The 14,556-nt window shown below is 69.2% G+C and carries 10 protein-coding genes, 1 tRNA gene and 1 pseudogene; 6 read left to right on the top strand and 6 right to left on the bottom strand.

The window, feature by feature from the left end:
- Positions 1–128: 128 nt before the first annotated feature.
- The 6 genes and pseudogenes from ACFVUT_RS10415 (at position 129) to ACFVUT_RS10390 (ending at position 5,123) form a co-directional block, all read left to right on the top strand.
- Positions 129–1,381 (top strand): annotated as a pseudogene (locus tag ACFVUT_RS10415) (helix-turn-helix domain-containing protein).
- Between the two features lie 10 nt (positions 1,382–1,391).
- A complete protein-coding gene (orn, locus tag ACFVUT_RS10410; RefSeq protein WP_389645009.1) occupies positions 1,392–1,994 on the top strand; it encodes an oligoribonuclease in 603 nt (200 codons plus the stop codon).
- A 126-nt stretch (positions 1,995–2,120) separates the two neighbouring features.
- Positions 2,121–2,193, top strand: a tRNA-His gene (locus ACFVUT_RS10405).
- 432 nt (positions 2,194–2,625) lie between these two features.
- Positions 2,626–3,264, top strand: a complete 639-nt coding sequence (locus tag ACFVUT_RS10400) for an HAD family hydrolase (protein WP_389645749.1) — start codon at positions 2,626–2,628, stop codon at positions 3,262–3,264.
- Between the two features lie 53 nt (positions 3,265–3,317).
- The gene (locus ACFVUT_RS10395; RefSeq protein WP_389645007.1) at positions 3,318–4,502 is read left to right on the top strand and encodes a helix-turn-helix domain-containing protein; all 1,185 of its coding nucleotides are present in this window, start codon (positions 3,318–3,320) and stop codon (positions 4,500–4,502) included.
- Between the two features lie 471 nt (positions 4,503–4,973).
- The gene (locus ACFVUT_RS10390) at positions 4,974–5,123 is read left to right on the top strand and encodes a hypothetical protein (RefSeq protein ID WP_389645004.1); all 150 of its coding nucleotides are present in this window, start codon (positions 4,974–4,976) and stop codon (positions 5,121–5,123) included.
- A 582-nt stretch (positions 5,124–5,705) separates the two neighbouring features.
- Here ACFVUT_RS10390 and ACFVUT_RS10385 read toward each other — a convergent pair.
- From ACFVUT_RS10385 to ACFVUT_RS10360, 6 genes are all read right to left on the bottom strand, one after another.
- Positions 5,706–6,737: a LacI family DNA-binding transcriptional regulator gene (locus tag ACFVUT_RS10385; protein ID WP_389645001.1), complete on the bottom strand. Its 1,032-nt coding sequence runs from the start codon at positions 6,735–6,737 to the stop codon at positions 5,706–5,708.
- 224 nt (positions 6,738–6,961) lie between these two features.
- Complete coding sequence (locus ACFVUT_RS10380; RefSeq protein ID WP_389644999.1) at positions 6,962–8,425, bottom strand: GH1 family beta-glucosidase; 1,464 nt, start codon at positions 8,423–8,425, stop codon at positions 6,962–6,964.
- 122 nt (positions 8,426–8,547) lie between these two features.
- Positions 8,548–9,462, bottom strand: a complete 915-nt coding sequence (locus tag ACFVUT_RS10375) for a carbohydrate ABC transporter permease (RefSeq protein WP_389644996.1) — start codon at positions 9,460–9,462, stop codon at positions 8,548–8,550.
- A gap of 15 nt (positions 9,463–9,477) precedes the next feature.
- On the bottom strand, positions 9,478–10,476 hold the full coding sequence (locus tag ACFVUT_RS10370) for a carbohydrate ABC transporter permease (protein ID WP_389644993.1): 999 nt from the start codon (positions 10,474–10,476) through the stop codon (positions 9,478–9,480).
- Positions 10,477–10,698: 222 nt separating this feature from the next.
- Positions 10,699–12,027 carry an extracellular solute-binding protein gene (locus ACFVUT_RS10365; RefSeq protein WP_389644990.1) on the bottom strand — a complete coding sequence of 443 codons (1,329 nt, stop codon included), beginning with the start codon at positions 12,025–12,027 and terminating at the stop codon, positions 10,699–10,701.
- 982 nt (positions 12,028–13,009) lie between these two features.
- Entirely contained in the window at positions 13,010–14,494 is a 1,485-nt protein-coding gene (locus ACFVUT_RS10360) for a cellulose binding domain-containing protein (protein ID WP_389644988.1), read from the bottom strand.
- Positions 14,495–14,556: the final 62 nt, after the last annotated feature.

The raw sequence follows: 14,556 nt of genomic DNA, 5'->3' as shown, positions 1-14,556 counted from the left end.
CACGGGACGCAGTAGATTCGATCTTGGGTATCGAAGACGGGGACTCATGCAGGACCGAGGGGAAAAGTGCAGGAGCGACAGGCCCGTAAGGACCAGGGAGACGCGAACACCGAGGGGGGCTTAGCGTCATGAGCCAGGACTCCGCCGCCGCAACGGAGGCTGTACGGAAGCTCAGTGGACGACGACGACGGGAAATCGTCGCCGTACTGCTGTTCAGCGGCGGCCCCATCTTCGAGAGCTCGATCCCGCTCTCCGTCTTCGGAATCGACCGCCAGGACGCGGGAGTTCCGCGCTACCGACTCCTCGTCTGCGGCGGGGAAGAGGGGCCGCTGCGGACCACCGGGGGACTCGAACTGACCGCGCCCTACGGGCTGGATGCGATCAGCAGGGCAGGCACCGTCGTGGTGCCCGCGTGGCGTTCGATCACCTCGCCGCCGCCCGCCGAGGCACTGGAAGCGCTGCGCCGCGCCCACGAAGAAGGGGCCCGCATCGTCGGGCTGTGCACGGGCGCGTTCGTGCTCGCCGCCGCCGGGCTGCTGGACGGCCGCCCGGCGACCACACACTGGATGTACGCACCGACGCTGGCCAAGCGCTATCCGTCGGTGCACGTCGACCCGCGCGAGCTCTTCGTCGACGACGGTGACGTGCTCACCTCCGCCGGCACGGCGGCCGGGATCGATCTCTGCCTGCACATAGTCCGCACGGACCACGGCACGGAGGCCGCCGGAGCACTGGCCCGTCGGCTCGTCGTGCCGCCGCGGCGCAGTGGCGGCCAGGAGCGCTACCTCGACAGGTCTTTACCGGAAGAGATCGGCGCCGACCCGCTCGCCGAGGTCGTGGCCTGGGCACTGGAGCATCTCCACGAGCAGTTCGACGTGGAGACGCTGGCCGCGCGCGCGCCTACATGAGCAGGCGGACCTTCGACCGCAGGTTCCGCTCGCTCACCGGCAGCGCACCACTCCAGTGGCTGATCACCCAGCGGGTGCTGCAGGCGCAGCGGCTGCTGGAGACGTCCGAGTACTCGGTCGACGAGGTCGCGGGCCGCTGCGGCTTCCGCTCGCCGGTCGCGCTGCGCGGACACTTCCGACGCCAGCTGGGCTCCTCCCCCGCCGCGTACCGGGCCGCCTACCGGGCCCGCCGTCCGCAGGCGGGCGGGGGCGGTGTCGGTGGTGCGGAGGCCATCGCTCCGGCGATCGAGTCGGCCGTGCCGTCGCAGAGCACCTCGGGAAGCCGGCGTGCCGCGGCCACGGCCACTCCGCCGGGGCCGCAGGTCGTCACGTCGGCGGCGCTCGGGGCGGGGCCGCCGGAGTACGGCAGGACGGGCTCCGACGCGTACACCACCGGGCGCCCGACCCTGCCGGGTCAACGGAGCGCCCCGTAGGCTGGGGCCCATGAACGACCGCATGGTGTGGATCGACTGCGAGATGACCGGGCTCTCGTTGACGGAAGACGCACTCATCGAGGTGGCCGCACTGGTCACCGACTCGGAGTTGAACGTGCTCGGCGACGGGGTGGACATCGTGATCCGCCCGCCGGACGCGGCCCTGGAGACGATGCCCGAGGTGGTGCGCCAGATGCACACCGCCTCGGGCCTCCTCGACGAGCTGGCCGAGGGCACCACCCTGGCCGACGCCGAGGCCCAGGTGCTGGCCTACGTCCGCGAGCATGTCAAGGAGCCCGGCAAGGCCCCGCTCTGCGGAAACTCGGTCTCCACCGACCGCGGTTTCCTGGCGCGGGACATGTCGGCCCTGGAGAGCTATCTCCACTACCGGATCGTCGATGTGTCCTCGGTCAAGGAACTGGCGCGCCGCTGGTACCCGAGGGCGTACTTCAACAGTCCGGACAAAAACGGCAACCATCGGGCACTCGCCGATATCCGTGACTCCATCACGGAGCTGCGCTACTACCGCGAGGCGGTCTTCGTGCCGCAGCCCGGCCCGGACTCGGAGCGCGCCAAGGCCATCGCGGCACGCGTCGCGCCGCCCAAGCCGTAGGACGTCGCGAAGCCGCTGGTCATAGGCCTTTCGGGGGGCGCGATCAGCGGCTGGACAATGGGGGCGCGAGCACCCTCCAGGACCCTGTACACTTTTTCTCGGCCGGTCAGAAAAAGACCGGGCATGGTGGGTATAGCTCAGATGGTAGAGCACCTGGTTGTGGTCCAGGATGTCGCGGGTTCGAGTCCCGTTACTCACCCTGAATGATGAAGGGCTGACCTGTTCTCACAGGTCAGCCCTTCATCATGTCCGGGACCTTGGGAACACGGCGGGACCAGGGGCGCCCGCCCCGCTGCCGCGGCTGGACTTTCTCCAGAACGCCGACACTGCCGACCCCTGTCCGGTAATGTCCGATTCGGTGACGGTCAGGGGCTTCCGCGCATGTGACCGACATCACCGCAGACCAATCAGCCCGCTCCCCGTGGGTGCGGGGATTGCTCTTCCGCCTTCGGCAGACCCCAGAGCACTTTCATGCGTGCGAGGTCAGTCGTCGGCCTCGAACGAATACCAAGCGGCGCGCTTTCCTCGCACTCGATCTCGTACCGGGACCGCCCGATCGGCTCGGCGTGTGTGCTGATCTGTGATCACCGATGTCGAGACCACGCCTGTCCGCTCATAGGGTCGGAGTGTGATTAAAACGATCGTGCTCGACATCGGTGAGACCCTTGTGCGTGACGACCGCTACTGGGCCTCCTGGGCCGACTGGTTGGACGTCCCCAGACACACCCTGTCCGCGCTCGTCGGCGCTGTGACCGCGCAGGGTCTCGACAATGCCGAAGCCCTCCGCCTTCTGAAGCCGGACATCGACATCGCGGCCGAGTACGCCGCCCGGGAAGCCGCCGGTCTCGGTGAAGCCCTCGACGAGACCGACCTGTACGAGGACGTGCGACCCGCGCTCGGCACACTGCGGAGGCTCGGGGTACGGGTCGTCGTCGCGGGCAACCAGACCGTCAAGGCTGGGCAGTTGCTCCGGGCTCTGGATCTGCCGGCGGACTTCGTCGCCACCTCCGGAGAATGGGGGTGCGCCAAGCCGGCGCCCGACTTCTTCGCGCGGGTCCTCAACGCGTCACAGGCGCCGGCGCAGGACACCGTCTATGTCGGTGACCACCCGATGAACGACACCTTCCCGGCCGCGCGGGCCGGGCTTCGTGCGGCGCACCTCCGCCGCGGACCGTGGGGGCATTTGTGGGCAGACGACCCGCAGGTACGGGAGAGAGCGGACTGGGTGGTCGATTCGCTCATGGACCTGACCCACCTCATCGACGGATAGCCGCTGATCCCGAATCCGTACCCGCATCGTCACCGTGCGAGTACGGTGCGGTTATGTCCGCCGACTCCCCACACGAGGTCGGTGAGCGAATCGCTGCCCGCCGCCGCGCGCGCCGCCTCACCCAAACCGGTCTCGCCGCTGCGTCCCACGTCTCCTACGCGACTATCCGCTCCGTCGAGCGTGGCGCGAGGCGGCCGAGCGACGACGTACTCGAAGCGATCGCCGCCGCGTTGGAGGTCGATGCAACTCAGCTGCGCGCTGGGTACGTCGGCACTGAGCGACGTGTCCACCGCGCTCTCCCCGCCTTGTCGCGGGCGATCGCCGGATACGACATTCCGCAGGGCCTTCCGGCCCGTACGCCTGACGAGCTGGCCGACGTGATCGGTACAGCGGTGGCCTGGAGGCTCGGCGCCCAGTACGGCCGGATCGCGGCGGAGATTCCCGGAATTCTCCGAGACGCTATCCGTCACGTCCACACCGCGCGCGGCACGGAGCACCAGAGAGCCGCCCGGATGCTGGCTGCCGCTGCCCGCACCGCTGATGCCATCGCCTTCAAGTACGGCGAACGCGACCTGTCCGCCCGGCTGATCGGCTTGATGCGCTGGGCCGCAGACCGAGCCGCAGACCCTCTTGTCCAGGCAGCCACGGCATACGTGCGCACCGAGGTGTTTTTCGCGGCCCGTGCCCACGCTGTCGGCCTCGCTGCTTTGGAGCAGGCGATCGAAGCAGCCCCCGCGCCGTCGTCCCGCACGGCGACCGCTGCTCGTGGCGCCCTTCACATGCGAGCCGCCGTCATCGCAGGGCGCGACGCGAACGTCGGCTCCGCCGATGCCCACCTCAAGCTCGCCCGCAAACTCGGCGACCAAGTCGCCCGCGAAGGAATCTACTTGGGCACCGCGTTCGGCCCGGAATCCGTCCGCATCCACGAGGTCTCCGTCGCCGTCAGCCTCGGCCCGGACCACGTGGACCGTGCGCTCCGTGTCGCCACCGAGTGGAATCCGCCTGCCGATCTGCCAGCCGAACGTCGCAGCGGTTTCTACATCGAATTGGCCCGCGCGCAGGACTGGGCCGGGCTCCGGGCGGACGCGTTCAAGAGCCTCAAAGTGGCCCGTGCTGCGGCGCCGCAGCACACCCGCGAGCATCCGTGGGCACGGGAAGTCGCCGCAAGCCTGCGGCGCTTCCACCGTTGCGATGCCGAAGCCTTGTCGCACTTCGCTCACTGGGTCGGCGCCGTCTGACGGACTGCTACCGGTTGTAGCAGTTGCGCCCCTTCTCAGCCTGCACGATGTACCTGTCCACATCACACAGGCAGAGGAGGGGCCCATGACCACCCCGGTGCTCGTCGAGGGACAGGTAAGCATTGCTCGCCTCCACGGCGAGGCCTGCTGGCACTGCGGTGCCATGACTCGCAGTCTCGTCCCGGCCGGAGTCATCACCCTGCCGGGGCAGAGCCGGGTATGGACGATCGTCTCCTGTGGTTGCACGCCTGTCACCAGCCCGAAGTCGACCGCGCCTCTCGCTGTTGAGAAACCCGTGCCTGATCTGGCGCTGCTGTCCGATGCCCAGCAGCGCGGCGCCCGTTGTGTCTGGTGTAACGCACCCTTGTCGAACACGGCGGCCCACAACCTCGGCCCACGGCCCATCCACGCGTTCAGCGCGTCGCCCCGGTGGTTCCCTCGCTGCTGTTTCCGCTGCTGGAAGGACCATGCATGATCAAGCTGTCAAAGAAACCGCCCGCGACCGAATCCGCCTACCGCACCTGGCTCGGACACACCCTCGTCTGTGCCGACTGCCGGTTGGGGGCCTCATGTCCGACCGCCGTCCGACTCGGCCGCGCCTGGCGGAAGGGCCGTCAATGACCCGGGCCCCGCACTGCATCACGTGCGGCACAGAACGCGACCTTGAGCCCGTTGGTGCGACCTACGGTTGTCCGGCTCATATCCGTGGACTGCAAGGCAGGATCGACGACATCCTCGCCGATTTGGTGTGGTTACAGGAGACCAGGGCCGACCGAATGCGTGCACGTGCTGCTTGCCAGCCCCCGCAGGCTGAGGAGACAGCATGAGCTGCCTACTCAGGCGCTTGGTTGCCATCCGAGAACTGGGCCGCACGGGACGCCGTACCCGACCGCGGCTGAACTTTCTCCGAACGCCGACGCCACAGACTCCTGTCCGGTAATGTCCGATTCGGTGAAAGTCATGGGTTTCCGAGCACGTGGCCTGTATCACCGCAGGTGAATCAGCCTGCTCCCCGTACGCGCGGGGATGGTCCCCACCTGCGAAATTTCGGGGGTGCTTGGGCCAACTACCCCCGCACCCGCACGGGAGGCCCCACCTCTGTAGAAGTGATCCTCCCGGCCCGTGCCCATGCTGCCGACCTCGCCGGATTGGAGCGGGCGGTCGTAGGGGCCTCCGTCCCGTCGTCCCGCGCGGAGGCTGTCGTCACGAGGAGTCGCGGACGATCAGTTCCGTGGGGAGCACGATCTGCGGGCGCTCCTCGTTCTCTTCGGCGATCTCCTGGAGCAGGACGCGGGCCATCATGCGGCCCATTTCCTCGATCGGCTGGCGCACGCTGGTGAGCGCCGGGTCCATGTGGCGGGCGACGACCGAGTCGTCGAAGCCGATGAGGGCCACGTCGTCCGGGATGCGCCGGCCGGCCTCGCGGAGTACCTGACGGGCTCCCACGGCCATGACGTCGGACGCGGCGAAGACCGCGTCGATGTCGGGGCGGCGGGCGAGCAGTTCACGCATGGCGCGGGCGCCGCCCTCCTCGGTGAAGTCGCCGGAGGCGATCAGGCGCTCGTCCGGTTCGAGACCGGCCGCGAGGACTCCCTTGCGGTAGCCGTCGAGGCGACGCTGCGCCCCGTAGACGTCGAGGCGCCCGGTTATCGTGGCGATGGCGCGGCGGCCCCGGGAGACCAGGTGTCCGACGGCTGCGCGGGCGCCCTCGAAGTTGTCCGAGTCGACCGAGGCGAGCGGTTCGGAGACGGATCTGCGGCCGCTCATCACGGCCGGCATGCCGAGTTGCTCCAGCAGGTCCGGCAGCGGGTCGTCGGCATGGACGGAGACCAGCAGTACGCCGTCGACGCGGTGCGCGGTCAAATACTGGGCCAGCCTGCGGCGTTCGCGGTCGTTGCCGACGAGGGTCAGCAGCAGTTGCATGTCGGTGTCGGCGAGCGCCGCGCCGACACCGCGGACGATGTCGGAGAAGTACGGCTCGGCGAAGAAGCGGGTCTCCGGCTCGGGCACGACGAGGGCGATGGCGTCCGTGCGGTTGCCGGCGAGCGCGCGGGCCGCCCGGTTCGGTACGTATCCCAGTTCGGCGACGGCCGCCTCCACCGCCTCGCGCGTGTGCGCGCTGACCCGGGGAGAGCCGTTGATGACGCGCGAAGCCGTGCCCCGTCCCACCCCCGCCCGTGCCGCGACTTCTTCGAGCGTGGGCCGCCCGCCGCTCCGTACTCGCGCTGCCGCCATGACTGCCTCCCGTTTGCGGTCAATTTCTCACAGTCGGATAACCGAACCAAGTCCTGGCGCTGGATCCCTTGACACCGTCCGGCCCCGGCGGTCACTCCCCACCACCAAAAATGGGAGCGCTCCCATCCTATGACGATGTTGATCGGGGCTCCGCGGCCCCCGGTGCGGGGCGGAAATGACGGAGACCCGGCACGGGAGGCCGGGTCTCGGGAGGGTGTCCGGGGTCAGCCGAGGTCGGTGACCGGGGGCAGTGCGTGACGGCGGATGACGTCGGCGTACCAGTGCGCGCTCGCCTTGGGGATGCGGGCCTGGGTGGCGTAGTCGACGTACACGGCACCGAAGCGCTTGGAGTATCCGTACGCCCACTCGAAGTTGTCCATCAGGGACCAGAGGAAGTAGCCGCGTACGTCCGCCCCGTCGGCCACGGCCCGCTGCACGGCGCCGAGGTGGCCTCGCAGGTAGGCGATCCGCTCGGGGTCCTCGACCCGGCCCTCGGGCGAGACGTAGTCGTCGAAGGCCGCACCGTTCTCGGTGACCATCAGCGGCATGCCGGGGTTGTCCCGGGCGACGTCCATGAGCAGGTTGTACAGCCCGTTGGGGTCGATCGCCCAGTTCATCGCCGTGCGCGGCTTGCCCTCGGCGAGGTGGAAGGCAACGTTCTCGGAGCCGGGCCACGGGGAGTAGTCGCTGTTGCCGTGGCCGTCGTCGCGCGCGGCGGTGGAGTCGCCGGTGGGCGCGGAGACCAGCGTCGGCGTGTAGTAGTTGATGCCCAGGACGTCGACCGGTCGGGAGATGGCGGCCAGGTCGCCGTCGTGGACGAGCTTCGACCAGTCGACCAGGTGCCCGGTGTCGGCGATCAGGTCCTCGGGGTACGCGCCGTGCAGCATCGGGCCGGTGAAGACCCGGTTGCCCACCGCGTCGATCCGGCGTGCGGCGTCCGCGTCGGCGTCGCTGTCGGTCAGCGGGCGGACCTGGTGGAGGTTGAGCGTGACCGAGGTCTGCGCGGTGGCGGGGATGCGGTCGCGCAGGACCTCCAGCGCGCGGCCGTGGGCAAGGTTGAGGTGGTGGGCCGCACGCAGGGCGGACGCCGGTTCGGTACGGCCGGGGGCGTGCACGCCGGAGCCGTAACCGAGGAAGGCGGAGCACCACGGCTCGTTGAACGTGGTCCAGGTGTCGACGCGGTCGCCGAGGGCACCGGCCATGATGGCGGCGTAATCGGCGAAACGGTCGGTGGTCTCCCGCTGGGGCCAGCCGCCGGCGTCCTCCAGCTCCTGGGGCAGGTCCCAGTGGTAGAGGGTCGCGACGGGCGCGATACCCGCTTCGAGGAGTTCGTCGACGAGCTTGCGGTAGAAGTCCAGTCCGCGTTCGACGGCCGGGCCGCGGCCGGTGGGCTGCACCCGGGACCAGGAGATGGAGAAGCGGTAGGCCTTCAGGCCGAGCTCCTTCATCAGCGCCACGTCGTCGCGGTAGCGGTGGTAATGGTCGGCGGCGATGTCTCCGGTGTCACCGTTGCGGACCTTGCCCGGAGTGCGGCTGAAGGTGTCCCAGATGGAAGGGGTGCGGCCGTCCTCGGCGGCGGCGCCCTCGACCTGGTAGGCGGCGGTCGCCGCCCCCCAGACGAATCCGGTCGGAAAGTCCGCTGCCTCGGGCGCCTGCTTCGGGGCGATGTCGGGTCGTACGGCAGTCATGCGGGAGCGCTCCCAGGGGTGGACGAACAGGGACGGATAAAGGTGGAACTCCGGGGCCCGTACGGCCTGCGGTCAGGGAAGCAGGCCGTACGGGACATCCGGAGGGGGCGGGTGACTCGGTGTCACCCCTTGACGGCGCCGGACATGATCCCTCCGACGATCTGCTTGCCGAAGATCACGAAGACCACGAGCAGCGGCAGTGTGCTGATCAGCGCACCGGCCATCACGATGCTCTGGTCGGGGGTGTAGGAGGCACTCAGCTGGCCGAGGGCCACCTGGATCGTGGGGTTCTGCTGGTTGAGGGCGAGGTAGGGCCAGAAGAAGTCGTTCCACGCCTGCACGAAGGTGAGCATCCCGAGCACCATCATCGCGGGGCGGGCCACGGGGAGCACCACGCTCCGCACGATGCGGAAGTTGCTCGCGCCGTCGACCTTGGCGGCCTCGACGAGTTCGTAGGGCAGCGCCTCGCTCAGGTACTGCCGCATGAAGAACACCCCGAAGGCGCTCACCAGGGTCGGGAAGATCACCGACTCCAGCTTTCCGCCCCAGCCGATGTCGGACATCAGCATGAACAGCGGGACGACGCTGAGCTGCGGCGGGATCGTCAGGGTGGCGATGACTCCGGTCATCAGGGCGCCGCGGCCCCGGAAGCGCATCTTGGCGAAGGCGTAGCCGGCCAGGGTGCAGAAGAAGAGCGTCGCCGCCGTGATGCAGGTGGAGACGATGAAGCTGTTGAGGATCGCCTTGCCGAGGTGAGCCTGGTTCCAGGCGGCGTCGAGGTTGTCCAGCAGCCGGCCGCCGGGCAGGAACGGCGGTGTGGTGGCGAGCACTTCGTCCTGGGTGTGGGACGCGGCCACCAGGGTCCAGTAGAGCGGCAGGAGCGAGCCGATACCGACGACGGTCAGGGCGATGTAGGCGAACGGGCCGCCCTGCAACTGCTTGCCCGCGCCCGGCCTGAAGCGGGACGGGCGCCGCGGCGCCCGGTGGGCCGGCTGCGGGACGAGGGCCGGGGCTTGGGTGGGGCTGGTCATGGTCATGGAAATCGCTCCCGGTCAGACCGCGGATTTGCGTACGAAGCGGCCGATGAGCCAGTTGACCGCGGCGATGAGCAGCAGGAGGGCGAGCATCGCCCAGGCCACTGCGGCGGCCGGACCGAGGTGCCCGAGATTCCAGCCGTAGTTGTAGAGGTAGACGCTGAGCGTCTCGTACTGATTCTCGTTGCCGCCGGTGGCGCCGAGCGTGCCGCCCTCCAGCAGCAGGGGCTCACCGAACAGCTGCATGGAGCCGATGGTCGAGATGACGATCGTGAAGAGGATCGTGGGCCGCAGCGAGGGGATGGTCACCTTGCGGAACTGCTGCCAGCGCGAGGCGCCGTCGAGCGATGCCGCCTCGTACAGATCGGACGGTACCGCCTGCATGGCGGCCAGGTAGATCAGGGTGTTGTAGCCGGTCCAGCGCCAGATCACGATGACGGAGATCGCGATCTTCGACGTCCAGTGGCCGTTGGCCCAGTTGGTGTCGCCGAGGCCGATGAAGTCCAGCGCCCAGTTGAGCAGGCCGCCGTCGGCCCGGAAGACCAGGGCGAAGACGAGGGCCGCGGATGCCACGGAGGTGGCGTACGGGGTGAGGATCACCGTCCGCCAGAAGGTGCTGGCCCGCAGCTTGTAGTTCAGCAGGTGGGCCAGGCCGAGGGCGACCAGCAGCTGCGGGACCGTCGACATGACCCCGATGAGGAAGGTGTTCCCGACGGCCGTCCAGAACTCGGAGTCGTGCAGGATCCTGTCGAAGTTGTCCCAGCCGACCCACTCCATCTGGTTCAGGCCGGTCATCTCCACCCGGTGCAGGGCGATCCATCCGGTGTAGATCAGCGGATAGAGGCCGAAGGCGCCGAAGACGAGGAAGAACGGGGCTATGTAGGCGTACGGCGAAGCCTTGTCGTCGAACCGCCACAGCCGGCTCCGCCATGTTCTGCGGTGGGAGCCCGCCGATGTCTTCGGGGAGCCGCCGGGTGGCGGGGCGTATGCGTCCCGGGTGGGAGTCGAGGTGGCCACGGGCGGGAGTCCTTCCCTGCGTTGCTGGGTTGCCGGGTACTTCGATCGATCGCCCGGGTAAGGGGCTGGGGTCGCCCGGGGCGTGGGTGGCTGGTGTGGGTGCCTGATGTGCGTGGGTGGTGTGCGTGGGTGGCTTCCACGAAACAGCCGGGGCGGGCCCGGGTGCGGGCCCGCGAGCGTGCCGGTGCGGGCGGCTCCGGGAGCCGCCCGCACCGGCGACGGTCAGCCGATCGCCTTGTCGATCGCGTTGGTCGCCGCCTTCCACGCGTCATCCGGGCTGGTGCCGCGCTGCTCCATGTTGTTGATCTGGGTGGAGATGGTGTCCTTGATCACGCCGTCCTTCGGGCCGAGGACGGTCTCGGGGATCGACTTGGCCTCGTCGGCGTAGATCTGGCCGATCGGCGCGTCGTTGAAGTACTCCAGCTTCGCGTCCTTCACGTCGGGCAGGTCGTACGCGCCCTTGTTGGACGGGAAGCTGCCGATCGCCTTGAAGACGGCGGCCTGCTGCTCGGGCGCGGTCAGCCACTTGACGAGCTTGGTGGCCTCGTCGACGTGCTTGCCGGACTTGGGCACGGCGAGGAACGAGCCACCCCAGTTGGCTGCGGTCGCACCGGGAGCGGTGGTGATGTTCCACTTGCCCTTGTTGGCGTCACCGGCGTTGACCGAGATCTGACCGGCCATCCACGCGGGGCAGGCCACGGTGGCGGCCGTGCCCTTGCGCAGGGCGGCCTTCCACGGGTCGCTGAACTGGGCCAGGCCCTGGGTCAGCTTCTTGTCCGCGGCCTCGGCGGCCAGGTCCCAGCCCTGCTTGACGCTGGAGCTGTCCTTGTAGATCGGCTTGCCGCTCTCGTCGTAGTACTGCTTCGCGTTCGAGCTCACCACGGCGTTGAACATCGCGCTCGCGGAGTCCATGAAGTACGTCCCCTTCGGGGCCTTCTTCTTGTACTCCTCACCGAGCTTGAGGTAGTCCTCCCAGCCCCCGGCGATCTTCTTGGCGACCTCTTCGCGGTCGGTCGGCAGGCCGGCCTTCTCGAAGAGTTCGGTGTTGTAGCAGAGGGACATCGGGCCGATGTCGGTACCCGCGCCGATCACCGCGCCGCTGGACGTGGTGGCCTGCTTCTCCTTCCAGGAGACCCACTCGTTGACGTCGATCACCTTGCTGAGGTCGGCGAAGGAGTCCGCCTTGGTGTCGACGATCTCCTTGATCCGGCCGACCTCAAGACCCTGGACGTCGGCGAGACCGCTGCCGGAGTTCAGCTGCTGGAGCAGCTTGGGGTAGTAGACCTTCTCGTCGGCGGTGGTGTCTTCCTTGACCGTGATGTTCGGGTTCAGCTCGTGGTACTTCTCGAAGAGACCGGCTTCCTTGTAGCCGAACTGCCCGAAGTCGGCGACGGTCAGCGTTATCTTCCCGTTCGCATCGGAACTCGTGTCGTCCGACGAATCCGAATCGCTGCTGCAGCCGGTCAGCAACAGAGCTGCGGCTGACAGGCCCGTGGTGGCCAGAACCGCGGCTCTGCGGCTCCGTCCGGCGACGGTGCGGGTGATACGCATTCCACTACTCCTTGTTCCAGGGTGGGACTGGCGTTCTGACGGTGCGGCATACGCGCTGGTGAGTGCGGGTGCCCATGGGTTCTGGGGGGAGAACACGGGTAGTGCCGTTCGAACGAGGAAAATCCCGCCCGATGTGGGAGCGCTCCCATGCGTCGATGTCGGAAGGTTGCTGCCTTGAGGGGGCGGGTGTCAAGAGTTGAAGACGCTTCCGTTGCCCGAGTGTGTCCTGCAAGTCACGAGACCGTGTCCCGCACAGGTCTTGCCATATCCTGCGGACCTCACCCGAGGGTGCACGCCGTTCCGTAAAAGCCCAGCTCAGGGCGTTGTTGACAAACAGTCGCCCCGTCGGCCTCACCGATCCGCCACCCCCGGGCCAGATTTCTGTCCGGCCCCGGGAGCGATCTTGGTCATCCCCGATTCACTCCGGACGGCCCGCCGGAAGGTGAACGGGGCATCGCGCGACGGGGGCGGTCGGGGCCGCATCCGCCTTCTTTCTCCGAAGCCGTCACCGCCGCCAGGGGGCGGCGGGGGTGACTGGATGGGGGTACCGAGGGGCCGGATGACGGGCGGGGCCGGATGACGGGCGGGGCGGGATGACGGGCGGGGCGGCACTGGGGGCGGCACTGGGGGGCGGGGTGGCACTGGGGGCGGCACTGGGGGGCGGGCCAGGACACGTCGGTCCTCACGGCCTCGATCCCGGCCGTGCTCCCGGCGGTGAACCGGGCGGGGTAGGGGGCCCGTTCAGACGCGCACGAGGGGACGTCCGCACGGGCACATGGGGGCGCGCATCCCGGCCGGGGTGGGTGCGTGGGGGCCGGCCGGGATGCGCGGGGGGCGGTTGGTCCGTGGTGGTCCGCAGTGGGGGCGGGCGGGATCCGTGGGGTGGGCAGGATCCGTGGGGTGGGCAGGATCCGTGGGGTGGGCGGGATCCGTGGGGTGGATGGGATGCGCGGGGTGGGCCGGATACGCGGTGGGCGGGTGGTTACTCGTACGCGCCGAACGCCTTCGTGAACGCGAGCGGTTCCTGAGCGATGGAGCTGCACGAGGCGTCGGCGCTCGGCTTCGGACCGCCCGCGCACTCCTTGTCGCGGGTGCCCGACCACATCGCCAGCCGACCGAGCCCCTTCTGCCGGGCGAACTCCACCAGTTGGCCGGCGTCCTCGACCGTGAAGACCTCGGTGCTGACGTCGTTGACACCGATCATCGGCGTGACGGCGACGGCCTTCCACGCTGCGGCGTCCGCGAGCCCGAGCACGCCCTTGACCTGGGCCTGTGTGGCGGTGGCCGCCTGGATAGCGTACGTTCCCATGTCGCCGCCGTACGAGGAGCCGTAGTCCATCGCCATGATGTTGACCGCGCCGACCTCGACGCCGTTCTTGGCGGCGTCGGCGATCAGGTCGACGCCCGGCTGGGTCAGCCCCTCGGGCATGACCGGCAGGGTGAAGGAGACATCGAGGCCGGGGTGGGACTTCTGGAGCTGTGCGATGGCCTGGGAGCGGCGTGAGTTGGCCGCCGTGTCAGGCAGTGCGCCGCCTTCGATGTCGAAGTCGACCTTGGTGAGCTTGTACGTGTCGATGACCTTGCCGTACGCCGCGGCGAGGTCGGACGCGGAGGAGCACCGCAGGGCCAGTTCGGCCCCGGCCGCCCCGCCGAAGGAGACCCGGACGTCGCCGCCCTCGGCGCGCAGCGTGCCGATCTGGGAGGCGACGTGGTCGTCGCCGAGTGCGGTGACGCCGCCCCAGAGCGGGGTGCAGCCGGTGCCGGCGGTGATGAAGGCGAGGTTGAACTCCTTCACACCGGTCCTGGTGGCGGTGTCGAGGAGGTCGTAGGCCGGGTACAGCGAGGTGTCGACGTACGGGGCGAAGCCCGCACCGCTCGCCGCGCCGCCGTCACCGGTCCCTGTGTGCGTGGGGGTGGGGGTGGCCGTGGCGGTCCCGGTCGGCTGCGGCGTCGAGGAGGCGGTCGGGGTGGGGGTCGGGGTGGGGGGCGCCGTCTCGGTGGGGCGGCCGGTCGGTTCCGGTGTGGCGCCGGTGTCCGCGGAGCACGCGGCGTCGTTGATGAGGCATCCGGTCGGGTCGGCGGCCGTGCCGTCCGAGGTCGTGACGAAGCCGACGGTGACCGACGCGCCGGGCGCCAGCTCCTTGTTCCAGCTCGCGGGCTTCACGACGACATGGCCGCCGCTGACGGCGTGCTCACCGTTCCAGAGGGAGCTGAGTTCCGTACCCGCGGGCAGGTCGAACGCGAGTGTCCAGTCCGTCTGCACCTGGTCGGTGTCGTTGGTGATGACGTACTGCCCGGTGTAACCACCGGTCCAGCCGCTGGTCCTGGTGTACGCGGCGCCCACCGAGGCGGCCTGGGCCGTCCCGGTGAGGGCGAAGACCGCCCCGCCGATGACGGCCGCGGCGACGACCGCGCCGATCGCCTTGGTCCTGGTGCTCGCCGTGCGCCGGTGCGTGCTGGTGCCCATCGCGTGCCTGCCTCTGTCCTGCGGGAGTGGGGATGCGGAGATGCGGAGATGCGGGAGCACGC

It is taken from the genome of Streptomyces sp. NPDC058051, assembly GCF_042885475.1.
In the GTDB taxonomy this organism is placed as follows: domain Bacteria; phylum Actinomycetota; class Actinomycetes; order Streptomycetales; family Streptomycetaceae; genus Streptomyces.
Note: the sequence above shows the minus strand (reverse complement) of the source record. Positions and strands in the feature narration are given on the sequence as shown.